The 24,647-nt window shown below is 52.9% G+C and carries 23 protein-coding genes and 1 other RNA gene; 4 read left to right on the top strand and 20 right to left on the bottom strand.

The window, feature by feature from the left end:
* The 13 genes from BLR64_RS25810 to rpoE form a co-directional block, all read right to left on the bottom strand.
* A partial coding sequence (locus tag BLR64_RS25810) for a transposase (protein WP_167360782.1) occupies positions 1-229 on the bottom strand: 229 nt, incomplete at its 3' end.
* A gap of 173 nt (positions 230-402) precedes the next feature.
* Positions 403-999 (bottom strand): recombination mediator RecR, encoded by a 597-nt coding sequence (recR, locus tag BLR64_RS25805; protein ID WP_090719015.1) that lies wholly within the window; start codon positions 997-999, stop codon positions 403-405.
* A gap of 36 nt (positions 1,000-1,035) precedes the next feature.
* Complete coding sequence (locus BLR64_RS25800; protein WP_090719013.1) at positions 1,036-1,347, bottom strand: YbaB/EbfC family nucleoid-associated protein; 312 nt, start codon at positions 1,345-1,347, stop codon at positions 1,036-1,038.
* 48 nt (positions 1,348-1,395) lie between these two features.
* Entirely contained in the window at positions 1,396-3,168 is a 1,773-nt protein-coding gene (gene dnaX / locus BLR64_RS25795; RefSeq protein WP_090719011.1) for a DNA polymerase III subunit gamma/tau, read from the bottom strand.
* 136 nt (positions 3,169-3,304) lie between these two features.
* Positions 3,305-3,573, bottom strand: an RNA gene (gene ffs, locus BLR64_RS25790) — signal recognition particle sRNA large type.
* A 124-nt stretch (positions 3,574-3,697) separates the two neighbouring features.
* On the bottom strand, positions 3,698-3,895 hold the full coding sequence (gene rpmE / locus BLR64_RS25785; protein WP_068722301.1) for a 50S ribosomal protein L31: 198 nt from the start codon (positions 3,893-3,895) through the stop codon (positions 3,698-3,700).
* Between the two features lie 127 nt (positions 3,896-4,022).
* Positions 4,023-5,300 carry a radical SAM family protein gene (locus BLR64_RS25780; RefSeq protein ID WP_090719009.1) on the bottom strand — a complete coding sequence of 426 codons (1,278 nt, stop codon included), beginning with the start codon at positions 5,298-5,300 and terminating at the stop codon, positions 4,023-4,025.
* Positions 5,301-5,325: 25 nt separating this feature from the next.
* Positions 5,326-6,681 (bottom strand): transcription termination factor Rho, encoded by a 1,356-nt coding sequence (gene rho / locus BLR64_RS25775; protein WP_090719008.1) that lies wholly within the window; start codon positions 6,679-6,681, stop codon positions 5,326-5,328.
* Between the two features lie 134 nt (positions 6,682-6,815).
* Complete coding sequence (locus BLR64_RS25770) at positions 6,816-8,069, bottom strand: UDP-N-acetylglucosamine 1-carboxyvinyltransferase (RefSeq protein WP_068722296.1); 1,254 nt, start codon at positions 8,067-8,069, stop codon at positions 6,816-6,818.
* Positions 8,070-8,254: 185 nt separating this feature from the next.
* Positions 8,255-9,109: a class II fructose-1,6-bisphosphate aldolase gene (gene fba / locus BLR64_RS25765; protein WP_068722295.1), complete on the bottom strand. Its 855-nt coding sequence runs from the start codon at positions 9,107-9,109 to the stop codon at positions 8,255-8,257.
* Between the two features lie 220 nt (positions 9,110-9,329).
* Positions 9,330-9,704 (bottom strand): response regulator, encoded by a 375-nt coding sequence (locus tag BLR64_RS25760; protein ID WP_090719006.1) that lies wholly within the window; start codon positions 9,702-9,704, stop codon positions 9,330-9,332.
* Between the two features lie 279 nt (positions 9,705-9,983).
* The gene (locus tag BLR64_RS25755; protein ID WP_068722291.1) at positions 9,984-11,591 is read right to left on the bottom strand and encodes a CTP synthase; all 1,608 of its coding nucleotides are present in this window, start codon (positions 11,589-11,591) and stop codon (positions 9,984-9,986) included.
* 491 nt (positions 11,592-12,082) lie between these two features.
* Entirely contained in the window at positions 12,083-12,640 is a 558-nt protein-coding gene (rpoE, locus tag BLR64_RS25750) for a DNA-directed RNA polymerase subunit delta (RefSeq protein ID WP_090719004.1), read from the bottom strand.
* Positions 12,641-12,998: 358 nt separating this feature from the next.
* On the opposite strand from rpoE, the gene BLR64_RS25745 reads away from it, so the two are divergent.
* Entirely contained in the window at positions 12,999-14,174 is a 1,176-nt protein-coding gene (locus BLR64_RS25745) for a S8 family peptidase (protein WP_090719002.1), read from the top strand.
* Between the two features lie 121 nt (positions 14,175-14,295).
* On the opposite strand, the gene argS is transcribed toward BLR64_RS25745, so the two are convergent.
* The 6 genes from argS to BLR64_RS25715 form a co-directional block, all read right to left on the bottom strand.
* Positions 14,296-15,981, bottom strand: coding sequence for an arginine--tRNA ligase (argS, locus tag BLR64_RS25740; RefSeq protein WP_090718999.1), 1,686 nt, complete (start codon positions 15,979-15,981; stop codon positions 14,296-14,298).
* On the bottom strand, positions 15,978-16,421 hold the full coding sequence (locus tag BLR64_RS25735) for a YwiB family protein (protein ID WP_090718997.1): 444 nt from the start codon (positions 16,419-16,421) through the stop codon (positions 15,978-15,980). The genes argS and BLR64_RS25735 overlap by 4 nt, the downstream gene beginning before the upstream one ends.
* Before the next feature lie 143 nt (positions 16,422-16,564).
* On the bottom strand, positions 16,565-17,236 hold the full coding sequence (locus BLR64_RS25730) for a GNAT family acetyltransferase (RefSeq protein WP_090718995.1): 672 nt from the start codon (positions 17,234-17,236) through the stop codon (positions 16,565-16,567).
* A gap of 55 nt (positions 17,237-17,291) precedes the next feature.
* A complete protein-coding gene (locus BLR64_RS25725; RefSeq protein WP_090718993.1) occupies positions 17,292-17,960 on the bottom strand; it encodes a GNAT family N-acetyltransferase in 669 nt (222 codons plus the stop codon).
* A gap of 15 nt (positions 17,961-17,975) precedes the next feature.
* Positions 17,976-18,833 (bottom strand): carbon-nitrogen hydrolase family protein, encoded by an 858-nt coding sequence (locus tag BLR64_RS25720; protein WP_090718991.1) that lies wholly within the window; start codon positions 18,831-18,833, stop codon positions 17,976-17,978.
* Positions 18,834-19,030: 197 nt separating this feature from the next.
* Positions 19,031-20,194, bottom strand: coding sequence for a beta propeller repeat protein (locus tag BLR64_RS25715; protein WP_090718989.1), 1,164 nt, complete (start codon positions 20,192-20,194; stop codon positions 19,031-19,033).
* A gap of 229 nt (positions 20,195-20,423) precedes the next feature.
* On the opposite strand from BLR64_RS25715, the gene BLR64_RS25710 reads away from it, so the two are divergent.
* From BLR64_RS25710 to BLR64_RS25700, 3 genes are all read left to right on the top strand, one after another.
* Positions 20,424-22,487, top strand: a complete 2,064-nt coding sequence (locus BLR64_RS25710) for a transglycosylase domain-containing protein (RefSeq protein ID WP_090719021.1) — start codon at positions 20,424-20,426, stop codon at positions 22,485-22,487.
* Positions 22,488-22,571: 84 nt separating this feature from the next.
* Positions 22,572-23,240, top strand: coding sequence for a DNA-3-methyladenine glycosylase (locus BLR64_RS25705; RefSeq protein ID WP_090718987.1), 669 nt, complete (start codon positions 22,572-22,574; stop codon positions 23,238-23,240).
* A gap of 219 nt (positions 23,241-23,459) precedes the next feature.
* Entirely contained in the window at positions 23,460-23,930 is a 471-nt protein-coding gene (locus BLR64_RS25700; RefSeq protein WP_090718985.1) for an AbrB/MazE/SpoVT family DNA-binding domain-containing protein, read from the top strand.
* A gap of 108 nt (positions 23,931-24,038) precedes the next feature.
* Here BLR64_RS25700 and BLR64_RS25695 read toward each other — a convergent pair whose 3' ends face one another.
* Entirely contained in the window at positions 24,039-24,545 is a 507-nt protein-coding gene (locus BLR64_RS25695; RefSeq protein ID WP_090718983.1) for a YwhD family protein, read from the bottom strand.
* Positions 24,546-24,647 lie beyond the last annotated feature (102 nt).

Below are 24,647 nucleotides of genomic sequence, written 5' to 3'. Positions count from 1 at the left end.
GTTCGGAACGAATGCCGTAGAAGTACCCTAGGAAAATCATCTTGAACAGCACGACTGGATCAATTGCAGGGCGCCCGTTATCCGAGCAGTACAGGGATCTAACCTTCTCATCAATAAACGAAAAATCTATATATTTATCCACCTTGCGAAGCAAGTGGTCTTGGGGAACCAAATCTTCAATGGAAACAAATTCGAAAGCTTGTTGTTTTTCTCGATTGGAACGCAGCATCTTTGACACACCATCCGTTCTATAAATAGTTACCTATATTATACAACATTAACGCGGTGTCGTGTGAAACCAAGATCACATAAAGAAGGCTGTCGAGACTTTCTCGACAGCCTGAAGAAGCCCCGCGGGCTTCTCTTCTGCATATAGCTATAGCATATCTGTTACAAGACGCCTCACAGCTCGCGTCGGCCCTCCAGAGCTTTGGACAAGGTTACTTCATCCGCATACTCTAAGTCGCCGCCTACGGGCAATCCGTGGGCTATTCTCGTGATTTTGATATCAAACGGCCGGACAAGACGGGAAATGTACATAGCTGTAGCTTCCCCTTCGATATTCGGGTTGGTCGCCATAATAAGCTCCTTGACCCTTTCGTCGCTCAGCCGTGTCAGGAGCTCTTTAAGCCGGATATCGTCCGGACCAATCCCCTCCATCGGAGAGATTGCCCCCTGCAGAACATGATAATAGCCGTCAAACTCCTTAGTCCGCTCGATAGCAACAAGATCCTTGGACTCCTGAACCACGCATATGACCGAGGAATCACGGGTTTTGTCCTGGCAAATCCGGCAAGGATCGGTATCGGTAATATTACAGCAGACCGAGCAATAGTGAAGATTTCGTTTGACGCTGACCAGCGCCTTGGCAAAATCAATAACTTCGTCCTCTTTCATGTGCAGCACATGAAAAGCCAGCCGGGCTGCTGTCTTCGGCCCGATTCCGGGCAAGCGCGTAAAAGCATCTATCAGCTTGGCTAGCGGTTCTGGATAATACAAAGTGATGATTCTCCTTTAGGCTAGAGTGTAGCGGGCTTAGAACAGTCCCGGGATCTTCATTCCGCCAGTGAATTTGCCCATGTCATTGTTAGCCAGCTCTTCCGCTTTGGTAAGCGCATCGTTAACAGCAGTGATCACAAGATCCTGCAGCATTTCAACATCATCCGGATCTACAGCTTCCGGTTTGATCTGAATGGACAGTACTTTTTTGTGTCCGTTAACCTGTACGGTAACTACTCCGCCGCCGGATGTTCCTTCGATCGTTTTGCTGCCCAGCTCTTCCTGTGCCTTGAGCATTTGCTCCTGCATTTTCTTAACCTGTTTCATCATTTGATTCATATTATTCATTGGTCGTCTCTCCTTTGGGATGCGCTTATGCGCTGATAGGCTTAAAGGTTATTCCTTTATGACAACAAGGTCTTCCCCAAACAGCTGGATCGCCTCGTCAATCCATGGTTCACTCTTATCTTCCGCGGCATCGTGCTCATGCTCCAGCCGCAGCTCCTCACTGCCCGGTTTGGCAGCTGATTTCTGCGAGGCCTCATTCCAGTCACGCAGCATCATGGTTACCAGGCGATACGGCTTGCCCAGACGCGAAGCAAACACATTCTCGATTACCTGCCTGTTAGCCGGCTTCTCGGTAGTATCCCGGTGGATAGTATTCTTAAAAGCCACCAGCACCGCATCATCCATCACCGATACCGGCTCCCCGTCAACAAACCAGGCATGAACCGTAACCCGCTCTTCCTTCACGGCCTGGAGCACAGTACTCCACTGTTTATAAACAGCATTAGAGTCAGAGCTATCCTTGCTGGCGATGAATTTATCGAGCTGCGGAGGCAGCTTGGAGGATGACGAGACACGCGGAGCCGGGCTTGCAGCAGGGGTCTGGCGCTGCGCACCGCCCTGATCCCGTCCGCCCCCGGATACTCCTCCCGCTTGAATAGCCTGCTCTAGCTTCTTCTCCAGCGCGGCTATCTGACGTTTCAAGGCTTCCAGTTCGCCAGCAGCTGCAGGCTGGCCGTCTGCCCCCGTCTCCCGCAAAACCGCTGATGAAGAAGCTGCTAACGGCGGTACAGCTTCCTGCTGCATGGTGCACAGCTTCATCAGGGCTACCTCAAACAGCGTCTGGGGATGGGTTGCGTATTTCATTTCACCAAGATAGCGGTTTAAAGTCTCCACGATCTGAAACAGTCTTTCACGGGAGAAACCATTGGCCATATCACGGAACTCTGCAGGATTAAGCACACGGTCCGTAAGCTTGTCGGCACCCGGGACCATCTTGATCATCAGCAGATCCCTGAAATAATATAGCAGATTCTCCAGACACTTATCAGCGCTCTTGCCTTCCTGCATAAGCTGCTCCACCAGTTCCAGCAGCCGCCCCATATCTCCTTCAAGAATGGAAGTGGCGAGCTTTGCAAACTGTTCGGAAGGTATGCCGCCGGTCATGCCGAGCACCTGCTGATAGGTCACTTGGCCGTCTGTAAAGGACGATATCTGATCCAGTATACTGAGCGCATCGCGCATCCCCCCGTCGGAGAGCCTGGCGATATATTGGAGCGCATCGGCATCTGCGGTAATGCCCTCTTTCTGGCAGATCTCAGCCAGACGGCCGCTCTGCTCCTCCAGAGATACCCGGCGGAAATCAAAACGCTGGCAGCGGGATATGATCGTAGCCGGCAATTTATGAGGCTCTGTCGTGGCCAGTATAAACATTACATGCGGAGGCGGCTCCTCCAAAGTCTTCAGAAGGGCATTGAACGCCTCTGTTGTCAGCATATGCACTTCATCAATAATATACACTTTACGGCGTACTTCGGTAGGCGCGTATTTCACCTTATCCCGCAGGTCGCGTATTTCCTCAACACCGCGGTTGGACGCCGCATCAATCTCCTGAACGTCCATGATATTGCCCGAGGTGATCCTTAGGCAGGAAGGACATTCATTGCACGGCTCCGGACCCGGCCCGCGCTCACAGTTGACCGCTTTGGCGAGCACCTTGGCCGCACTGGTCTTGCCGGTTCCGCGCGGGCCGCTGAACAGATAGGCATGAGAGACCCGCTGTTCACGGATTGCATTCTGCAGCGTCTGGATAATGTGCTGCTGCCCTACCATGTCCTGAAACGACTGCGGCCGCCAAGCACGGTACAGCGCGATATGTTCCACTATGCATTACCCTCTCTTAGACTGCCGCTTTCCGGCATTTGTCGCTAATTTATTATACTATATTCACCAGACTTTGACCAAAAACAAAAAAGCATCTTCGCTTGTGGCAAAGATGCTGTTATCAGCTGATATTAAACCGTGCACCTGTTATTGATGACTGCGATCCAAGCGGCAACCCTACGGATCTGCTCGGGCTAGGCCACCCTCCGGCACAAGAGTAAACTTGCTTATGGCTGCTTCCTTCCGGACCTGACCAGGTTCACAAGCACTCATTGCGGAGGACCCAACCGTCAACACAGCCCATAGGAACCAAGGCCTCACATCGACAGCACCTCTAACAGGAATTCAACCTCGCTACAGCGGATTGCGAGTTACAGGGCACCGCTACCTCCCCGTCTAGCACGGCGAAGATAAGTATAGCTCACACCCCGGCAAAAATCAACCTCTCCCTTGAAGTGGCAAATAAAAACTCCCCGGATATTTCATCCGGGGAGTCATCCAATGCTAAGCCGCAGCCCAGCGCTGGTTATTAGATACCGTATTTCTTCTTGAATCTATCGACACGACCACCAGCATCCAGGAATTTCTGCTTGCCAGTGAAGAACGGGTGGCAGTTGGAGCAAATTTCGACGCGCAGTTCTTGCTTAACAGAACCGGATTCGAAAGTGTTGCCGCAAGCGCATGTCACATTAGTAACGTGGTACTTCGGTTGAATGGCTTCTTGCATTTCAATTTCACCTCTCTTGCCCTAGGCCTCATGCGGACCCAGAGTTATTAGACATACAACGACATTTTAGCACGAAATTGCGGACACTGCAATATCTTTGGAACACAGCATCCGTCCGGGATTCTGATCAGAGTGTGATGCGGCGTTCCTTCACCCGGGCGAGCTCTGCTGGAGGCACATGTGTATAAGAGCCGATTACTACATCCGGCAGCTCCTCGCGGAAGATATCAAGCATGGTCTTCATTCCCAGAATCTCTCCCCGGGCAGGAGGAATAAGTCCCAGGTAGCTCTCAGGGTCAATATTAAGATTACGCATCTGAATCAGCTTGAGATCGGTGCGCCGGCAAAATTCAACCATCGCTTCAATCTCCTCCTCCCGGTCTGTTACTCCCGGGAAGATCAGATAGTTAATTGACGTATACACACCCTGGGAAGCAGCATATTTCAGAGACTTCTCTACATTGGCGAGTGTATACCCGCGCGGCTTGTAATACGCGTTATAGTGATCATCCAGTGCACTGATGGTGCTGACCCGCATCAGGTCAAGCCCAGCATCCACAATTCCGCGGATATGGTCGCTGAGTCCGGCATTTGTATTGATATTGATGTATCCCATATCTGTAGTTGCCCGAACTTCACGGATCGCTTCAATAATCAGTTTAGCCTGGGTGGAAGGCTCACCTTCGCAGCCCTGCCCGAAGCTGATAATGGACTGAGGTGTCTTCAGGTGCTCCAGCATGACCTGGGAGATTTCGCTAACGGTTGGCCGGAAGTTCATCCGGGTCTGCGGAGAGACAAATCCGCTGTCGTCAGGCTGTTCTGATATACAGCCGAAGCAGCCGGCATTACACGAGTAGGAAACCGGGACAGCTCCTTCCCAACGGCCCAAAAAGGTATTGGAGGAGGTAAGGCATTCGTAGCCGAGCGCACAATTCGAGAGATGGTCATACAGGCGGTTATCCGGGTATTTAGCCCGCAGATCACCTACGCCTACTTCCACTTCTCCCCGGTCACAGTTGAGGGGGTTCCACTTCTCCGGATCATCCGTCGGATCTGCAGCAACATAAAAGCCGCCGTCCTTCCACACTACAGCTGAATAGCCGAAGAGCGGAAGCTTATACGACTTGTCTGTCTTGACATAGCCGGGAAGGCACAGTCTCGTATAACCCTGCGGCAGCAGCGCACCGACTGCCTGTGAACCCTCCGGAAGCGGCAGCATTTCACCCGTCTCAGGATTCATGCCTACTGCACGGGTGCTTGGCAACCCTACGAGGGTAGCTCCTTCCGGCAGCGGAATCAGCTCCTCCTCCAGCATCTCAACGATCATATCGCCGCTGCGGGCAAGGCCATACAGCTCCGGATGATCATATACATTTCCTTGTTCATCGGCATATACCAGATACATGTTAATCTCCTCTTATTCTCTATTCTCAGGTTGTAGGGACAGAAGGTGTCTTGGGCCGCGAAGTACGCCGGGCAGATGCACCGCTATTGGAGGTTCCGCCGCTGCTGGCAGTACCGTTTGGTGCCGCATCCTTGCCTCCGGCCACATCGAACGAGGCCAGGAATTCAGCGTTGGTCTTGCTGTCACGCAGCTTTTTGAGGAAGCCTTCCACGAAGTCATATGACTCGTTCATATTCTTGCGGATAGCCCAGATGGTATCCAGTTCTTCCTTGCTCAGCAGCACTTCTTCGCGGCGTGTTCCGGAACGCCGGATGTCGATAGCCGGGAAAATACGGCGTTCCGCCAGCTTGCGGTCCAAGTGAAGTTCCATATTGCCCGTACCTTTAAATTCCTCATAAATAATATCATCCATACGTGATCCGGTATCAATCAGCGCTGTAGCAAGTATTGTCAGGCTTCCGCCCTCTTCCACATTGCGCGCAGAACCAAAGAACCGTTTAGGACGATGGAAAGCTGCCGGATCAATACCTCCGCTGAGAGTACGTCCGGATGGGGGAACCACAAGGTTATAAGCACGTGCCAGCCGTGTGATGCTGTCCAGCAGAATGACAACATCCTTCTTATGCTCAACCAAACGGAGAGCACGCTGCAGCACAAGCTCAGCAACTTTGATATGATTCTCAGGCAGCTCATCAAATGTAGAGGCAACTACCTCACCTTTTACTGAGCGCTGCATATCCGTTACTTCCTCGGGGCGTTCATCAATCAGCAGTACAAACAGTTCAATCTCGGGATTGTTAGTGGAGATACTGTTGGCAATTTCTTTCAGGAGGAGCGTTTTCCCTGCTTTGGGAGGTGCTACGATCAAACCGCGCTGCCCCAGGCCTACAGGAGCAAGCAAATCCATTATTCGGGTAGACAGATGGGTAGGGGATGTCTCAAGCGGCAGCTTGTCTTGCGGATAAAGAGGTGTAAGCGCCGGGAAATGCAGGCGTTCCGCTGCACTGGCAGGATTCTCGCCGTTGACGGCATTGACTTGAAGCAGACCAAAGTACCGTTCATTTTCTTTCGGTGTGCGGCATTTTCCTGATACAAGATCGCCGCTTCTAAGATCAAACTTACGGATTTGCGAGGCTGAAATGTAAATATCCTCCGGACTGGGCAAATAGTTGATTGGCCTAAGGAACCCATAACCTTCCGGCAGAATTTCCAGCACGCCCTCCATAAACATCAGCCCGCTCTGCTCCGCCTGTGCCCGGAGAATGGCGAAGATCAGCTCCCGTTTCTTCAGCTGTCCGTAGTAAGGAATCTGGTATTTCTTGGCCAGCTTATACAGCTCGGTCAGCTTCATTTCTTCCAGATCGGAAATTTGAAGATCCATGTAATAACCACCTATTCAATTTTTATAAAATATAAATCTATTAAATTGCTCATTAGGATAGGATTACCCGATTTGGAAGGAGATATGCAGTGCATTCACAAAAATCCTCTTCAAAAATCAGATAATCCTATGATTTAATCTTCCTCGCGCCAAATTTCAGCGCCAAGGTCACGCATATTCGTTACCAGATTGTCGTACCCGCGGTCGATATACTCTACGCCTGTGACTTCCGTAATTCCGTCTTCGACAGTCAATCCGGCAATAACAAGCGCTGCACCTGCACGCAGATCAGCCGCTTTTACTTTGGCTGCATTAAGCCTGCCGCCTTCAATAATCGCCGAACGCCCTTCAACACGGATCTTTGCGCCCATGCGCACCAGCTCGGGAACATGCTTGAACCGGTTGCTGTATACAAAATCACTTAATACACTGACCCCTTCAGCCTGGGTAAGCATACTGGTCATCGGGGACTGCAGATCTGTGGCAAAGCCCGGATAGATCAGCGCTTTTACATCGACATGCTCATATTTGGGTCTGCCGATAACGCGGATGCTCTCATCCAGCTCCTCGATACCAACCCCCATCTCCAGCAGCTTAGCGGTCAGCGCCTCCAGGTGCTTGGGGATCACATTATCTATCAGCACATTGCCGCGCGTTGCCGCCGCAGCAATCATGTATGTTCCAGCTTGGATCCGGTCAGGAATGATGGAATGGCGGCAGCCATGCATCTCGGTAACGCCCTCAATCCGGATGGTTTCTGTACCGGCGCCTTTAATAACAGCGCCCATTGAGTTCAGCAGGGTAGCTACATCTATAATCTCAGGCTCTTTGGCCGCATTTTCGATAATTGTAGAGCCTTTGGCCCGTGAAGCCGCCAGCATAATGTTAATGGTTGCACCGACGCTGGATACGTCTAAATAAATTTTTGCACCGCGCAGCTCCTTGGCATACAGATGAATAGAACCATGATCATTGGTCACGGTTGCCCCAAGTGCTTCAAAGCCTTTGATATGCTGATCAATCGGACGGGGCTCGAAGTTACAGCCTCCAGGCAGACCTATAGTCGCCTCTTTAAATCTTCCGAGCAGCGCTCCCATCATATAATAAGAAGCACGAAGTTTTTTGACTGGTCCGTTAGGCATGGGAATGGAAACAATACGGGAGGGGTCGATTCTCATCTGGCTGCCTGTCCAGGAGACAGTCGCGCCAAGCTCTTCAAGAATTTCGGAGTAAACGGCTACATCACTTAGGGACGGCAAATTATCCAGAACAACTTCAGATTCAGCTAAAATAGCCGCAGGAATAAGCGCGATCGCGCTATTCTTCGCTCCGCTGATGGTCACAACGCCCTTTAGCGGACGTCCACCGCCAATCATTAATTTTTCCATAGAATTATCTGTTTCCCCCTACGTGTATTGCAGCTTGCCCTGGCAATACCTGCTGTGGCTTATTAGTGTGAAGAAGAAACGGCTGCGCCGCCCTTTGAATAAGGACGGCACACGTTTCTTTAAAAAAATATCCATATTAGACGGTCTACAATATTGAACAGCTTGTCCGCCTGGGGCGAGTCAGCTTAGGCTTTGTTGCTGGAACCGAATTCGCGGATTTTGCCGATAACGGTCTGTTTGATAGCTTCACGGCCTGGTGCAATAAATGTACGAGGATCGTAAGCATCCGGTTTAGCAGCCAGCACTTCGCGAACCACTTTTGCGAATGCAATCTGGTTCTCAGTGTTTACGTTGATCTTGGAAGTTCCCAGGGAGATGGACTTCTGGATATCGTGCAATGGAATACCGGTACCGCCGTGAAGAACGAGCGGAAGCTTAACAGCATCGCGGATTTCTTCCATTTCTTTGAATCCGAGGTTAGGCTCGCCATGGTAAGGGCCGTGTACGGAACCAAGCGCCGGAGCCAGAGTGTCAACGCCGGTTTCTTTAACCAGAGCGATACACTCGTTCAGGTCAGCATATTGAATGCCGCCGATAACGTCATCTTCCTGTCCGCCTACAGTACCAACTTCGGCTTCAACGGAAACGCCTTTAGCATGTGCGTATTCAACAACTTTTTTGGTCATTTCGATATTCTCAGCGATTGGATGGTGGGAACCATCGATCATAACGGAAGTAAATCCGGCATCAATAGCGTCTTTACATTTGTCAAAGCTGGAGCCGTGGTCAAGGTGAATAGCAACAGGAACAGTGATCTTCATGTCGTGAATAAGTCCTTCAACCATCTTCACTACAGTAGTAAATCCGCCCATGTGACGCGCAGCGCCTTCAGAAACACCAAGGATTACCGGGGATTTCTCTTCTTCAGCTGCACCAAGAATCGCCTGAGTCCACTCCAGGTTGTTAATGTTGAACTGGCCTACTGCATATTTTCCTTCAAGTGCTTTGTTTAACATGTCAGTCATCGATACTAATGGCATGGTTTCAATCCTCCTAAGAATGTTGGTTGCTTATATATAAGCCCACATCACATACAGGCTTATTATAGCACATCCTGTGTCAAATACTAAATAGGGCACACAAAAAAATGTCCCGGTGGGACGATATTTATCCAACCCTTGAAAAGGTCGACTTATGCTGATTTAGCATATCCATAGAAGACCCTCACCAAACCATTAACACCAACAATACTGAGGCATATTAACCGGCTTGCCCCTGGAGGTGCGTATTCACCGCCACCCGCATTTCATCAATGTCAAACGGTTTGGTAAAATGCATTAATGCGCCAAGCTTTGTTGCCTCCTTGATCATATCGAGCTCTCCATATGCCGTCATCATAATAACCTTTATAGCCGGATCGAGCTCCTTCAGATGCTTGAGGATTTCCAGTCCGTCCATACCCGGGATTTTCATATCCAGCAGAACCAGATCCGGGGATTCCTTCTGGACGATTTCAAGCGCCGCTTTTCCGTTAGCAGCCTGATAAGTGATATACCCTTCACTATTAAATACTTCCATCAGGAGAATCCGGATTCCGTTCTGATCATCGACGATTAACACTTTTCTCTTTTCCATATCATACCCTCCCAGATATAAGGCAGATTGTCTATGCCGCGCCCTCTCACAGCTGGCGGCCCGTTATGACTGTTCAGTCTATACGAAACCTATAATTCGTGCTTTGTTGCCAAAATCCTGCTAATTGGATAAAAAGGGTAAATACATTCCATTAAATGGTGGGATTCGATGTCAACGGTTCGGCAAGCTCTGCTTCTATATCCAAAAGAAGGCCCCCTTGCGGAGGCCCTCAGCCGGCCATTAGTGCCGGTATAACAATACGTATCGTTGGTTTATGACTTAGAGCTGCTCTGAATGCGTCAGGGAAGCTTTGACAAACTCGCGGAACAGCGGCTGCGGACGGTTCGGGCGGGAAGTGAATTCCGGATGGAACTGCACTGCCAGGAACCAAGGGTGTCCCGGAAGCTCTACAATTTCGACCAGGCGTCCGTCCGGTGATGTTCCGGAGATAACCAGGCCCGCTTTTTCAATCTCATCGCGGTAAGCATTGTTAAACTCATACCGGTGACGGTGGCGCTCATACACCAGCTCATCATCATAACAAGACATTGCCAGGGAATCCGGCAGCAGCTTGCATGGATACAGGCCAAGGCGCATGGTTCCGCCCATATCTTCAATATCCTTCTGCTCCGGCAGCAGGTCGATCAACGCATGCGGTGTAGCCGGATCGATCTCCGAGCTATTCGCACCAGCCAGTCCCAGAATGGAACGGCCGTACTCAATTACTGAAACCTGCATCCCAAGGCAAATGCCGAAGAATGGAATAGACTGCTCACGCGCATAACGGATTGCGGAGATCTTGCCTTCAATCCCGCGGTCCCCGAAGCCGCCAGGAACAAGGATACCGCCGATGCCGCCAAGCAGCTCGTCCACATTCTCATCCGTAATCAGCTCGGCGTCTACCCAGCGGATTTTGACTTCTGCGTTGGCTGCAAAGCCGGCGTGGGACAGAGACTCCACAACACTCAGATAAGCGTCATGCAGTGCAACATATTTACCGACAATAGCAATTTCAACCGTGCGCTCAAGCTGCTGAATCCGGCTCAGCATGCTCTCCCATTCACGCATATCCGGCGCCGGCGTAGTCAGCTTAAGGTGGTTGACCACGATTTCGTCCAGGCCCTCGTCGCGCAGATTCAGCGGAACTTCATATAAAGTGGAGGCATCGCGGCACTCTACTACGGCATTCTTGTCAATATCACAGAACAGGGCCAGCTTAGCCTTCATGTCATCAGTCAGAGGATATTCTGTACGGCATACAATCACATTCGGCTGAATACCGATGCTGCGCAGCTCTTTTACACTGTGCTGTGTCGGTTTGGTCTTCACTTCACCGGCAGCCTTGATATAAGGAATCAGGGTAACGTGAATGTACATTACATTCTCCCGGCCGATGTCGCTCTTGATCTGACGGATCGCTTCCATGAACGGAAGACTCTCGATGTCCCCAACGGTACCACCGATTTCAGTGATAACTACGTCAGAGCCTGTCTCACGTCCGGCACGGAATACGCGCTCCTTGATTTCATTGGTAATATGCGGGATAACCTGAACCGTTCCGCCCAAGTATTCACCGCGACGCTCTTTGCTGATGACCGAGGAATAAATTTTACCTGTCGTCACGTTGCTGTTCTTGGACAGATTAATGTCAATAAACCGTTCGTAGTGTCCAAGGTCAAGGTCTGTCTCCGCACCATCATCCGTTACAAATACTTCCCCGTGCTGATAAGGGCTCATTGTCCCTGGGTCTACGTTAATGTAAGGATCGAATTTCTGGATTGTCACCTTAAGACCTCTGTTTTTGAGCAGCCGGCCCAGCGAAGCGGCTGTAATGCCCTTGCCCAGGGAGGACACGACGCCACCCGTTACAAAAATATACTTTGTCACTGTAAAACCCTCCTAAATAAAGTCCAGAAATTCAGGCGACGCTTCTGTTTATCGTAACCCTTTTTTCCATCATCAAACCGGGGGAAACCAAAGTTACTTCCGCCGCCCAAAATGAAGGCGATCATCCCAAGTAGAAACGGCTTCGACGTTCTTCAGGGAAGGCGGCATCCGTTTCTGCAAGAAATATCAGACCTGTGTAAGTCCCTAGACTTATACTGCTGATATTTTGAAAAACACGGAAAAACCATCCAAGTTGAAACGGCTACGCCGTCCTTAAAGGGACGGTATCCGTTTCTGCGCGAAAGATAAGGCTAAAGGATGGCGTGAAACATATACTTTCTTATCTTTTAAAAAAATAAAAAAAGTGACACCCGTAGAGCCGGGGCACTTTTTATTTTAGAAAACATATTAACTTTCATTAGAAGCCCATGCAATAGTTTACTCTGGCGGTACCACCCGTGTCAAGGGAGGAATTATGCCTTCTTACGATATTAATAATCGTCGTCTTCGTCGCCGTCAGCATCCCCATTGTCATCTTCTTCGGAATCCTCTTCGTCCTCGTCTTCGTCGATGTCGTCATCATCAATAACCACATCGTCGTCAACTTCCTCTTCGCTGTCGTCGTCGGAATAGAGGTCGTCGCGGTCTTCGTCGATCGCATCGAAATCCTCTTCCTCAGCAGAGTAGTTATCATCCTCTTCGGCGAAGTCATCGTCTTCCAGATCATCGTCCTCATCGTTGATGATACGCGGACGCTTGGAGTTGCCGACTGGATCATCGGAGCGCTCAAGCGGATACCAGCGTTTGAGTCCCCACAGGTTGGTTCCGACACAGGCAAAACGCCCGTCGATGTTGATCTCGGTATATAACTGGGCAATCGTATCGTTGGTTTGTTCTTCGGTCATACCGCGCAGCTTGGCCACTTCAACCATAAGGTCACGGTAATAATAAGGCGTATTAGCCGCCTTGAGCACCAGGAAGGCCAGGTCGACCATCGGCATTTCTTTAACTTTCTCAGGGTCCAGCTTTAAATTGAGTGGCGTACTCACTAAAGGACACTTCCTCTCACGCATATTAACAAAACTAAGTAAAACCTATTTGAGTGCAAAATGCAAGTCAAATGCGGCAGGAAGAAGGAAATGGACAGGAATAATATGTAATATGCCTGCAGTCATTAAAAAGGCGGAGGATATTCCTCCGCACATGACTGTATCCACGCCAAGGATCGGCTCCTTACGGGATGTTGCAAAGAGAACTGAAGATCTCTTCTGTTTATTTTATGTGATGCACCGCTTTTTGACACGATGGGCAGCCTATTTCGCTAAAAAAGGGCAAGTTCCCATTCGGACGTCTGCCTCCCCTCATACAATATGGCAGCACGGCAGCGAGGAGGGGACGGCGTAACCTATGGATTATTACGGATTTTGGCAGTTGCTGCTTGAGGAGATTTCGGCTGCCCCCAGAAATGCGGAGCGGCGCATTGTAACCTTCAATGATCACCGCCAGTATGCCGGGGCCCTGTCACAGTGGAAATCCCTGAAGGCGAAACGCCCGGGGCTGCGTCAGATTCAGGTCTCAAGTCTGATCAAGGCTTTTTTTGTACCGGCCGCAGGAGCGGAGAAGCTGATGGACAAATTCGCCGCCTCCTTGAGCATAGAAGAAGATCTCAAAATCCAGGTTCACTCCCTGGCGGAAGAAAAAACAGGCGCCGCAATGATGCCATGGGGCGTGAAGGCGATTCATGCCCCCCAGGCCTGGTCCAAATCCACCGGCGTCCATGTGAAAATCGGTGTCATTGACACGGGGGTCGATTACCGGCACCCCGATCTGAAGCATTCGCTTGCCTCCGGCGTCAATCTGCTCCACCGCGGCATGCTGCCGCTGGATGACAACGGGCACGGGACACACATTGCAGGCACACTGGCAGCAGCAGGCGGCACCCGCGGCATGATGGGCGTGGCGCCGCGGGCCCTGCTCTATCCGGTCAAGGCTTTTGACCATAACGGCTCTGCCTATGTGTCCGACATTGTGCTTGGCATCGACTGGTGCGTCCAGAACAAGATCGACATCATTAATATGAGCTTCGGCATGAAAACGCGGAGCAAGGCACTGCATGATGTGGTGATCAAGGCCTACCGGGCCGGAATCGCCATCATCGCCTCCTCCGGCAACGACGGCAAACGGGGCGGGGATTACCCGGCCCGCTATCCCGAGACGATTGCCGTCGGCGCCCTTGACCGGAGGCACCGCGTCGCGGCCTTCAGCAACCGCGGACCGTATATCGACGTATACGGGCCCGGCGAGGGCGTGCCCTCCTGCTGGCTGCGGGAGGGCTACAAAGAAATGAGCGGCACCTCCATGGCGACCTCCCATGTCACCGGTGCCGCGGCCCTGCTGCTCGCGCTCCGTCCGGCGCTGACGCCGCGCGAGCTGAAGCAGCTCCTGCGCCGCACGGCCTTGCCGGTGCGGCTGCGCAAGGGCCAGCGCCGCGCCGCCCTCGGCGGCGGCGCAGCCGATGCCCTGCGCCTGCTGCGCGCAGGCGCAAGAGCCAAACGGGCCGCCGCCGCTGCCGCGAAGGCGTAGGCCCGTAGGTCCCCGCCGCACACTGCGGCGGGGAACAGCCGCCGGGCGCAGCGCCGGCGGCACCAAAAAGCACCGCCTCCCCGGGGAACGGGGGGGCGGTGCTTGGTGTGCTGAGCGGGTGTTACATCCGCTCAGGAGCAGTTACGCCAACGAGACGCAGGACGTTGGCAATGGTGGTGCGGGCCGCGCCCAGCAGGGCGAGGCGGGCCACGGTCTGGGCGGCGTCGTCAGTGATGACGCGCTCAGCCTTGTAGTAGCTGTGGAACTGCGCAGCCAGATCGTACACGTAGCGGATCAGGCGGTGCGGCGCATAGCTGTCAGCGGCAGTTGCAATCTCGGCAGGAAGCTCGCCGATCTTGCGCAGCAGGTCATATTCGTGAACGGCTGTCAGCTTGCTGAAGTCAATCTGATCGATAGCCGGCACGGTGATGCCCTGCTCCTCAGCCTGGCGGAAAATGCTGCAGATCCGCGCATGCGCATACTGCACATAATAGACAGGATTCTCATTGGATGTGGAAATCGCCAGATCCATGTCGAAATCAAGATGCGAATCCATGCTGCGCATGGTGAAGAAATAGCGGATCGCGTCGAGGCCGACTTCTTCCATCAAGTCTTCCATCGTAACGGCCTTGCCGGTACGCTTGGACATTTTGACCTTCTCGCCGTTCTGGAACAGGCTGACCATCTGGGCGATCAGCACGACCAGCTTCTCAGGGTCATTGCCAAGCGCAGACATCGCTGCCTTCATCCGCGGGATATAGCCGTGGTGGTCGGCGCCCCAGATGTTGATCATGGTATCGTAGCCGCGCTCATACTTATCGTTGTGATAAGCGATATCCGGTGTCAGGTAGGTGTAAGTGCCGTCGTTCTTGATCAGCACGCGGTCCTTGTCATCACCGTATTTAGTCGTATTCAGCCAGGTAGCGCCGTCCTGCTCGTACACTTCGCCGCGGTCACGCAGCTCATCCAGCGAGCGCAGCACCTGGCCGTTCTCGTACAGCGAGGTCTCGCTGAACCAGATATCGAAATTGACGCGAAAGCGTTCAAGGTCGCGTTTGATCTTGTCCAGTTCCTTCGTAAGCCCGTAGGTACGGAAAAATGCCGCACGGTCTCCCGGAGTCATCTCCAGCAGGGTGTCGCCCTTTTCGGCAACAAGCTCCTTGGCAAAGCCCTTGATGTCCTCACCGTGGTAGCCGTCCTCCGGCATTTCCGCCGGCTGGCCGAGCTCCTGCAAGTAGCGGGCCTCGATCGATTTGCACAGATTGTTCACCTGGTTGCCGGCATCATTAATGTAGTATTCGCGGGTTACCTGGTAACCGGCAAAATCAAGCACATTGCAGAGAGCATCGCCGACAGCCGCGCCGCGGGCATGTCCGAGATGCAGGCTGCCGGTAGGGTTGGCGCTGACAAACTCCATCTCCACCTTTTTGCCTTTGCCTGTCTCAATCCGGCCGTAATTGTCGCCCTGCTCTGTGACAAGACCGATGACCGGATAAAGGTAGCTCTTGGAGAGCGTGAAGTTGATGAAGCCCGGACCGGCGATTTCCGCTTTTTCGATAGAGGCTGAAGCAGTGTCCAGATGCTCAATAATAGCCTCCGCAATTTGCCGCGGATTGCGCTTGGCAATCTTGGTGAGCTGCATAGCGGCATTGGTCGCCAGATCTCCATGAGCCTTGTCCTTCGGCACTTCCAGCGCAATGGCCGGAAGCTCTTCCTGTGTTACGAGACCGGCTGCCAGAATAGCATTAGCAACCGCTTCTTTGACCCGCTCATTGGCAAGCTGCAGCGGATTTGAACTTTGTGTCATGATTGTGGTTCCTCCTGTATATACAAACTGATAGCGAACTGTCCTGATAGCTCCCCGTAGACGTACAAGTCATACTCCCACGAGACCTCTAGCGAACGTCCATTACGCATAATATCCAGCTTCCGCGTGTCGGTAGAGAGATTAAACTGGGCGTACGGGGACCGGTAGAAGCCCGGCAGGCGCCGTCCTGTCTCAAAGGACTGCTCAGACTCAATGCTCCCGTGCCGGATAAGCTTCAGTTCACGGCCCGTAATCTTGATCATCGTACGGACAGACACAGCCTCTCCCTGCGGACCCTGCTCCGCTTCTTCATAACGGATAAACAGCTGCTCCCCTTTGGAAAAAGCTTCACCGGCAGCCTTGATCACATTCTTCTGCCCGTCCTGCCGGCTTTCCAGAGTAACCGTAACACCGTATTTGGCGGACTGTATTTCAGACATGCTCTACTCCCCGCTTATCGTTCTATTCATAAATTCAAGGCATATTCGCTTACCCATTGTACACTATATCCAGTCCGGGTGAGCAATACAATGAATAATTGTTATCTCTATTGAACTTTTATTTTCTTCATCAATTTATTTAATTACAACGGCAGCAGCCGCACGTTATCCTTGACCCGCAGCTGCTCCACCATGGCATGCCAGGCTGCAGGCTTATCCCCGAGCACCGCATAATAACGGGTCAGGAAGTCGGCTACCAGCGCAGCCTCTACCGACTCCAGTCCCTCTTGTCCAGGCATGAAACAGAGATCCAGACCGGTTACAGCTTCGCCGTCGCCCTGCCAGGACGGGTGGACATAAGGGAAATCGAGCCGCTCATACCCGAGATGGGACAATACCTCGCGGCGGACAAACGGGTCCATCGGCTTAACACCGCCGAAGCCGAAATCCCCCACCCGGTAGGGATCATATATCTCCGCGAACATGCCGTAGAGCTCCTTGCCGTTATCTGCTGCAAGCTTCCTCAGATCCTTCAGGCGGCTCTCGGCCAGAAAACGCCCGATCCCGAGGCCCTCACGGCCGATTACGGTGAAGTCGGTCATCGCTACATTCCAGTCCGGATAGTAACGGTATTCTGTCGTCCCGACAACGTTGCCTTCATGGACGGCTGCGAACACACGGATTCCCGGATCCTCCAGCGGCTCCTGCCACAGGCTGTATTCCAGCACCTCTTCCGGCGGGAACACCTCACTCAGCAGATTATGTACTTGTCTGAATAGCGGATCAGAAAGGCTCGTAATTCTTACATATTCCATAGTAGAATCTCCTCCAGTGTTATTCTGATTGGGTTCTGCTTTTAGCCTGTCTTTTCTATAAAAAAGGATTGCGCCACTCCATCAGCGCAGCGTAGTTGCAGGACTCCTCATCCTCCAGGTAGTCCGCTGTCACACCAAGCGGCGACCGTCCGCAGCGCAGAAGGAACGTTATGACCGGATCAGCCAGCTGTCCGCCGATAACCTCAGCAAGATACGCCTCAGCCGATAGCCGGGAGGCTTCCTTATGATAGCCGGGCATTCTTCCCGCACCCAGCAGCCGTTCAAGCTTCTGTTCTACGACCACATGATACAGGGACTGTACCAGCTCCTTGCCCAGTCCCAGCTTGCGGAATTTGGGGCGTACACACAGATCCGCTATGTACAGCGTATTACCGTCAGGCTGATGTGTGGTGATATATCCGTCTGCCGTTACCTCAGACCAGGTATGACTGTGATGTGCCGATTCTTCATTGAAATGAATTTTGAGGCTCGTAACCGAACCGGCCAGTTCACTATTCACTTCGGCGCAGAGCGCCCCCTCCGGAAACAGCTCCACATGCTTGTTCAGCTGCTCCCGGTTCCACAGCAGCTCTGCCGGATAGGGAGGCGGGAAGGCTTCCGATTGTATCGTAATCAGCTCGTCAAAATCCGCCGCCGTATAATTCCGGATAACCGCAGGAACCGGCACTTTGCCGTCAAAGGCATAAAAGCTTTTAGTATACATCCTTGCCTGACTCCTTTATGTCCAGTCTGTGTATAGATCCGTTCTCCGGTCGCGCCAGGTGGTTACCGAACCGCGCTCACGCACCCGGTACAGCAGCTCCAGGTCCAGATCAGCGGTAATAATCATGTCATCGTTAATCTCACCTTCGGCCAGCAGCCCTTTTGGCGGAAAAGGAACATCATTAGGTGTGATAACCGCAGCCTGCCCGAAGTTCGCACGCATGAGATCAACGGTTGGCAGCGAACCGACGGTTCCTGTCAGCACAACATAAATCTGGTTTTCGATCGCACGCGCATGGCTGGTATAGCGGACCCGGTGGAAACCATGACGGTCATCCGTGCAGGACGGGCAAAAAATCACGTCAGCCCCCTTGGCTCTGGCCATCCGCACAATTTCCGGGAATTCAATATCGTAGCAGGTCAGCATGGCAATGGTTCCTTTGTCCGTCTTAAAGACCTCCAAACCTTCACCGGCCCCCATATTCCAGCCTTCCACCTCGGCGGGGGTAATATGAAGCTTGGCCTGCTCGGCAATTCTTCCGTCCGGATAAAAGAGGTGCGCCACATTGTACAGCTTGCCGTTCCGGCGCAGCACATGGGTGCCTCCGATGATGTGCACATTATATTTGCGGGCAAAACCGGAGAACATCTCCCGGTACTGCTCCGTAAACTGCGGCAGGTCCTCAATACCCAGGGCGTTCCCCTGCCCGTCCCCGATGGACATCAGCTGAGTTGTAAGAAACTCCGGAAAAAGGATAAAATCGGTGCTGAATTCTTCAGCCGTCTTAATGTAATGCTCACACCGGGCAGCAAACTCATCAAACGAAGTTATCGTATGCAAATGATATTGAACCGCGGATACGCGAAAGGCCACTCTGCATTCCTCCTAGCATTTGTCCACAGGCTCCGCAGATACACGGCACATTCCTGTTAAAGTAAATCAAATTTTATCATACTGGCGGCCAAAATCACACTCGGCGGGAAAACGTAAAAAAGTCACCTTATTATCCGCCCGCAAAAAAGCGGCCCCCATGGAGCCGCCCCGTCATCAGTATATAGTCGTTATTTTTGCTATTGCGATTTCCCTTTAAATGCAAACTTCTCCGTCCAGGTCATACCGCCGTCCTTAGTGGCATAAAGGGATGAAGTGTCGGCGCCTTTGACTGCCATCCAGCCCGCTTTGCTGTCAGGGAAGGAGATCCTTGCTTCATATCCGGCAATCGCCGGCAGGTTGCTCCATTGCTTGCCCGCGTTCACTGTGCGGCCGACAGCCACCTGTTCACCTGCAGGCGAATACCCGGCCAGAAAGGCTGTGCTGCTGCCGGCCAGCTGCATGTTGCCCGGTCTGCCGGAGGCAGGGCCTTTCTTCAGCAGCGCTGATCCGCTGCCCGGCGCGGGGCCGCCGCCTGCCGTCTCCTGGGCGATTACGCGGGTCCAGCTCTTTCCCTGATTGCCGCTGGCGTACAGCGAATACGAGGTCTGGGACATGCCTGATCCTCCGTACAGGAGTGCATATACCTGATCACCCTTGGCATATACCTGTCCGTACTCAGGGTAAGCAAAAGCCGATTTGAGTGCCAGCTTCCAGGTCGATCCGCCATCTGTTGTCTTCATAACCCGGTAGCCTTCGCCCGGTGCCACCACGACTGCCCAGCCGTTATTGCGGCTGGTAAACTCTGCACCGCGCGTGTTAGCCGGAGTTTTGATCTGGCTCCAGCTCCGTCCCCCGTCCTCCGTATAATACGTAAAGGCACGGACATAACCGAAGCCGTGCTTGCTGTCTGTAAATGCAATCCGTTCAAAGCCTACCTGTGACTCCGAAATTCTCTTCCAGGTTTTTCCGCCGTCCGATGTGCCGATAAGATAAGCCCCGTTCTGCTCCTGAACCGATGCTAACGCCCATCCATGCACATTGTCCGGGAAGGAGATCTGCCGGAAGTTCCACTGGCCTTCATAAATTTTCTGGAAATGGCTGCCGCCGTCCGATGTGCCGATCATAAAGCCTTTGCCTGCAGCCCGTCCTGTATCTGCACTGAGAAACGCCAGATCATTGAAGCTGAGCGGTGTCTCTTCAGCAGCCAGATACTTGGCCTGCAGCTGCTTCAGCAGACCATGGTCTCCGGCGCCCGCCGGTGCTGCATGTACCGGAGCTGCTGCACCCCCGGACGAAACCGCGAGCAATCCCGCGGAGAGAATGGTTAGTGCTTTTAGATGTATCTTTTTAGTCCAATTCATGATGACACCTCCTGTGTATATATACCCTTTCCTGTCAGCACTACTCTGTTATACTTCCCCGTCCGCAGTTCTATCTACCCTGAGAAGGTCACAAAAAGAAGACAATTTGGTTACCGCTGCCTCCGGGCCTGAATATCTGCACGATTCCTTTCCCATAATGAAAACTAACCGGCACTATGATGAACGCCGCCGGCCGTTTCACATTCCTGAGGACAAGGAGCCTGAAGCCATGCCGCGCGATTCTGCTAACCCGAAAGTCAAGAGACACCGCCTCCGCCGGCTGATCCGGCTGGCGGCTGTCATGACTGTGCTGATGGTGCTTGCTGCCGGAGCACTGCTGGGCTATCTGTATAACAAACCTCTTCCGCCGATCGGCGATGATATCCGCTCCCGGCTTCTGGATGCCAGAGGCAATGTACTGAGCACCTTTACGACGGACGGTCGCAGCCGTAACCCGGTAACGCTGGACCAGATCGCCCCTGAGCTTATCCAGGCTACCCTGGCTGTGGAGGACCGCAAATTTTTCAGTCATTCCGGTTTTGACCTCAAAGGGATGGCGCGGGCGGTGCTGGCCAATCTGGAGACGGGCGAGCGCTCCCAGGGGGCCAGCACGCTGACCCAACAGCTGGCGCGCAACCTGTACCTTACCCATGAAAAAACCTGGACCCGCAAAGCCAAGGAAGCGGTCTACACCATGCAGCTGGAGATGAAATACAGCAAAAAAGAGATTCTTAATATGTATTTAAATGAAATCTACTACGGTCACGGGGCTTATGGCATTGAAGCAGCCTCCCGCATGTATTTCGGCAAAGCGGCGGCAGATCTGAATCTGGCGGAAAGCGCACTCTTGGCCGGCATCCCCAAAGGCCCGACCTATTATTCACCCTACACTCATCCGGATAACGCCAAAAAGCGGCAGAGTATTATTTTAAACGCTATGGCCCAGGTAGGCGATATTACAGAAAAACAGGCCGAGGAGGCCGCCCGGACCGTTCTCAGCTTTAAGCCCCAGGGCCAAAAGGACACGGTTGTGCTTGCCCCTTATTTCCGTGATTATATTCGCGGGCTGGTAACCGACACACTGGGGATCAGCAATGACGAACTGGAGCTGGGCGGGCTGAATGTGTATACCACTCTAGACCCGGATATGCAGCAGGCAGCGGAAGAAGCCGTGGATAAAGGGATGGACCCGGCCAGTGAGCTGGAGACTGCCCTTGTCTCCATTGACCCGCGCACCGGTTATATCAAAGCAATGGTCGGGGGGAAGAACTACCGTTCCAACCAGTTCAATCATGCCCTGGCCACTACCCGGCAGCCCGGTTCATCCTTTAAACCGGTTATGTATCTGACCGCGCTATCCTCCAAAACGATGACCGGCCTGTCGGTTTTTAACAGCCAGCCGACGCTGTTTCATTACGACAACAACCGTAAAACGTACCAGCCGAAAAATTTCGGCGATAAATACCTGGGGGAGATTAACATGCGCCAGGCCATCGCCGCTTCCGACAATATTTATGCTGTAAATACGATTATGAAAATCGGCGCGGACCATGTCGCAGAAATGGCATCCCGGCTGGGGATAAAAAGCCCGCTGCAGCGCGTGCCCTCCCTGGCGCTCGGAACCTCACCGGTCAGCCCGCTCGAGATGGCTTCCGCCTTCGCGGTAATCGGAGGAGGAGGTGTGCGGCAGCCGGTAACAGCTATTCTGAAGATTACCGATGCCAATGGGGATCTGGTCTATGAAGCCCCCCAGGCCAAGGGGGAGCAGGTCGTTGAGCCTGCGGCAGCCTATGTCCTGACCCGCCTGATGGAAGGCGTTTTTGAGAGCGGCGGAACCGGTAACCGGGTAGCCTCTATTATCAAGCGCCCCGTAGCAGGCAAGACCGGAACTACGGACACCGACGGCTGGATGGTCGGCTTTACACCCGAGCTGTCCACTGCAGTCTGGGTAGGATATGACAAGGGGCGTGATATCGCTACTTCTGACGGCCGGCGGGCTGCACCTATTTTCGCCGAGTATACAGAAAAAGCGCTGGCTAATGTGCCGCCGAAGATATTTCCGATTCCTGACGGAGTGGTAAGTGTCTACATCAATCCGGAGTCCGGCAAGCTGGCTACAGCCGCCTGCCCGGAAAAGGAGCTGGAGACCTTTATCAGCGGCACGGAGCCAACAGCATATTGTGATGAGCACAGCACCGGCGGGGAAACGGCCCCTGTTGAAGAATCGCCGGCTGCCCCGGCCAAGGAAGAGCATTCCCTGTGGAGTGATATCAAGCGCTGGTGGCTGAACTAGTGACAGTTGCAGCAGGCCCGCCTCTGGGGTACGATGAGCCCATAAGCGGCAAGCTGTGTTTGCCGGGAAAGGTGCCATCCCGATATGAACCGTAAAGATAACGAACCTTCAGGGTACGGGCTTGTTCCGCCTGAGCTGTACAGGCTTCCGGCTCTGCAGGCTGCACCGCTTCTCCTGGGCCAGCACCTGGTGCGGCGTACAGAGGACGGGGAGATCCGCTGCCGCATTGTAGAAACAGAAAGCTACGGGGGCATAGAGGATAAGGGCAGCCATGCCTTTGGCGGCCGCCGCACCGCCCGCACGGATGTAATGTTCCGGGAGGGCGGAACCATCTACGTCTATCTCATTTATGGCATGTATCACTGCCTTAATGTCGTTACTGCCGGGGAAGGCGATCCCCATGCTGTACTGATCCGGGCTGTGGAGCCGCTGACTGACGCCGATGCAGCCCTGATGCGCGTTTACCGCGGTAAAGCCGGCCGCAATCCTTCCGGGCTCTCCGGCGGGCCCGGCAAGCTATGCCGCGCGCTGCGGATCGACAAGAGCCTGAACGGGCTCCGGATTGACAGCGGAGGCAGCCCGCTGCGGCTGGAGCAGGTTGAACATCCCAAAGCCCTGGATATTGTCCAGGCTCCGGGCATCAATATTCCCTATGCCGGAGAATATGCAGAGCTTCCCTGGCGCTTTTATCTTAGGAATAACCCTTATATTTCAGTCAAGGACAAGCTGGAAACACCCTTTATCCTGAGCTGAATCCCGCCTCTTTGTTTTCGCCTGTTTCGGTGCCCGTATATTGGGTAAAAGGAATAGAACCCTAATAAGCCGCCTGCTCTGGTTGACCAGAGCAGGCGGCTTCCCTTTGTTCACCCAATTGATAAATGAATGCGCTTTCCCCGTTCTCTAAACTTACAATTACTGCTATAATCGTAGATATCCGCAAAAAAATATATAGATGTAAATGAGGGACATGAGATGAAGGATACAGGCATGATCCGGAGTTTAGACAGTCTTGGCAGAATTGTGGTTCCTGTAGAAATCCGCATGACACGCAACATCGAAATTGGAGATCCCATCGAATTTTTTATCCTGAATGATGAGATTATTGTACTCCGGAAATACACTTCGACCGAATGTACGTTTTGCAGGAGCCTTGACCACGTGACTTACTACAAGGATCAGTTTATCTGTAATACCTGTCTTAAAGAGCTTGGCGATCCAAGCCGTATTCCTGAAGAAGCCGAACCTCTGCAGGAGGCTAATGGGGAGAGCTCTGACCCTGCCCGCAGCGGCCGCCGGACCAGGACTGAGGAGATGAGCCAGCGTCTGGAGAAGGCAATGGCCGATCACCCCTATGCCAACCAGAAGGCGCTTGCGGAGGTGCTTGGCATCAGCCAGGCCAGAGTAAGCCAGCTCAAGCGCAAAATCAGTCCATCCGGCAAGTAGAAGCACTGCCTACATCCATGATCCCTCAAGAAATAAAATAAGGGCTTGAACCTTCCGGCTGTGAAGGTCCAAGCCCTTTTATCCGTCTAAACCGTATGCGGCTGCCTGCTATTCACTCAGCGCGTTCTTCAGCTCATCAGAGGTGGCTGCCCACCAGTCCGCATTATGGGACACCAGCAGTGATTTCAGCGCCGCCTTCTCCACAGGTCCCAGACCATCCAGAATGATCTTGCGCTTCAAGGCAGCATCCAGCTTGTTCACATGGTCGGCAAGAATCTTCCAGCCCCGCCGCGCTTCAGTATCAATCCACATTTCACAGGCCGTTATTCCGCCGTAGAATTGCCCTTCCGGCGTGCGGTCCACTGCGACCCAGACTACCCAAACCTGTCTTCCGTCCGGTACCTCATCACGGTTCATCGAAAATTTGATGCCCTTCTCTACCTTGCTCTTGGCATGCATGGCCCCAATGTCGATAACCGCTTCACCGCCGTCGATAATGACCGGCGATACATTGTTGAGATCAATGGAGCCGGCACCAAAGCCTTTATGCTTGCTTTTTGCATTTACAATATTCAAGGCAATCTGCTTTTTGCCCTCCGGTTGTACGTTATCCACAAGTGCACATCCTTCCCTTTCGCTAATAATTTAATTTTAGCTAATAATGCGGCGATTGCAAACATATACATCCCGTAGATGCTTGTCACGGGAGGAATCACA

It is taken from the genome of Paenibacillus typhae, assembly GCF_900099765.1.
Lineage (GTDB): Bacteria > Bacillota > Bacilli > Paenibacillales > Paenibacillaceae > Paenibacillus_AQ > Paenibacillus_AQ typhae.
The sequence above is the reverse complement of the archived record's forward strand: the minus strand, read 5'-3'. Positions and strand labels throughout refer to the sequence as shown.

What these genes read in the sequence shown, in the direction of transcription:
- BLR64_RS25800 (WP_090719013.1), bottom strand. Translation starts at nt 1,347, where the DNA reads ATGAATAATATGAATCAAATGATGAAACAGGTTAAGAAAATGCAGGAG.
- rpmE (WP_068722301.1), bottom strand. Translation starts at nt 3,895, where the DNA reads ATGCAAGAAGCCATTCAACCGAAGTACCACGTTACTAATGTGACATGC.
- BLR64_RS25780 (WP_090719009.1), bottom strand. Translation starts at nt 5,300, where the DNA reads ATGTATCTGGTATATGCCGATGAACAAGGAAATGTATATGATCATCCG.
- rho (WP_090719008.1), bottom strand. Translation starts at nt 6,681, where the DNA reads ATGGATCTTCAAATTTCCGATCTGGAAGAAATGAAGCTGACCGAGCTG.
- BLR64_RS25770 (WP_068722296.1), bottom strand. Translation starts at nt 8,069, where the DNA reads ATGGAAAAATTAATGATTGGCGGTGGACGTCCGCTAAAGGGCGTTGTG.
- fba (WP_068722295.1), bottom strand. Translation starts at nt 9,109, where the DNA reads ATGCCATTAGTATCGATGACTGACATGTTAAACAAAGCACTTGAAGGA.
- BLR64_RS25760 (WP_090719006.1), bottom strand. Translation starts at nt 9,704, where the DNA reads ATGGAAAAGAGAAAAGTGTTAATCGTCGATGATCAGAACGGAATCCGG.
- BLR64_RS25745 (WP_090719002.1), top strand. Translation starts at nt 12,999, where the DNA reads ATGGATTATTACGGATTTTGGCAGTTGCTGCTTGAGGAGATTTCGGCT.
- argS (WP_090718999.1), bottom strand. Translation starts at nt 15,981, where the DNA reads ATGACACAAAGTTCAAATCCGCTGCAGCTTGCCAATGAGCGGGTCAAA.
- BLR64_RS25735 (WP_090718997.1), bottom strand. Translation starts at nt 16,421, where the DNA reads ATGTCTGAAATACAGTCCGCCAAATACGGTGTTACGGTTACTCTGGAA.
- BLR64_RS25730 (WP_090718995.1), bottom strand. Translation starts at nt 17,236, where the DNA reads ATGGAATATGTAAGAATTACGAGCCTTTCTGATCCGCTATTCAGACAA.
- BLR64_RS25725 (WP_090718993.1), bottom strand. Translation starts at nt 17,960, where the DNA reads ATGTATACTAAAAGCTTTTATGCCTTTGACGGCAAAGTGCCGGTTCCT.
- BLR64_RS25715 (WP_090718989.1), bottom strand. Translation starts at nt 20,194, where the DNA reads ATGAATTGGACTAAAAAGATACATCTAAAAGCACTAACCATTCTCTCC.
- BLR64_RS25710 (WP_090719021.1), top strand. Translation starts at nt 20,424, where the DNA reads ATGCCGCGCGATTCTGCTAACCCGAAAGTCAAGAGACACCGCCTCCGC.
- BLR64_RS25705 (WP_090718987.1), top strand. Translation starts at nt 22,572, where the DNA reads ATGAACCGTAAAGATAACGAACCTTCAGGGTACGGGCTTGTTCCGCCT.
- BLR64_RS25700 (WP_090718985.1), top strand. Translation starts at nt 23,460, where the DNA reads ATGAAGGATACAGGCATGATCCGGAGTTTAGACAGTCTTGGCAGAATT.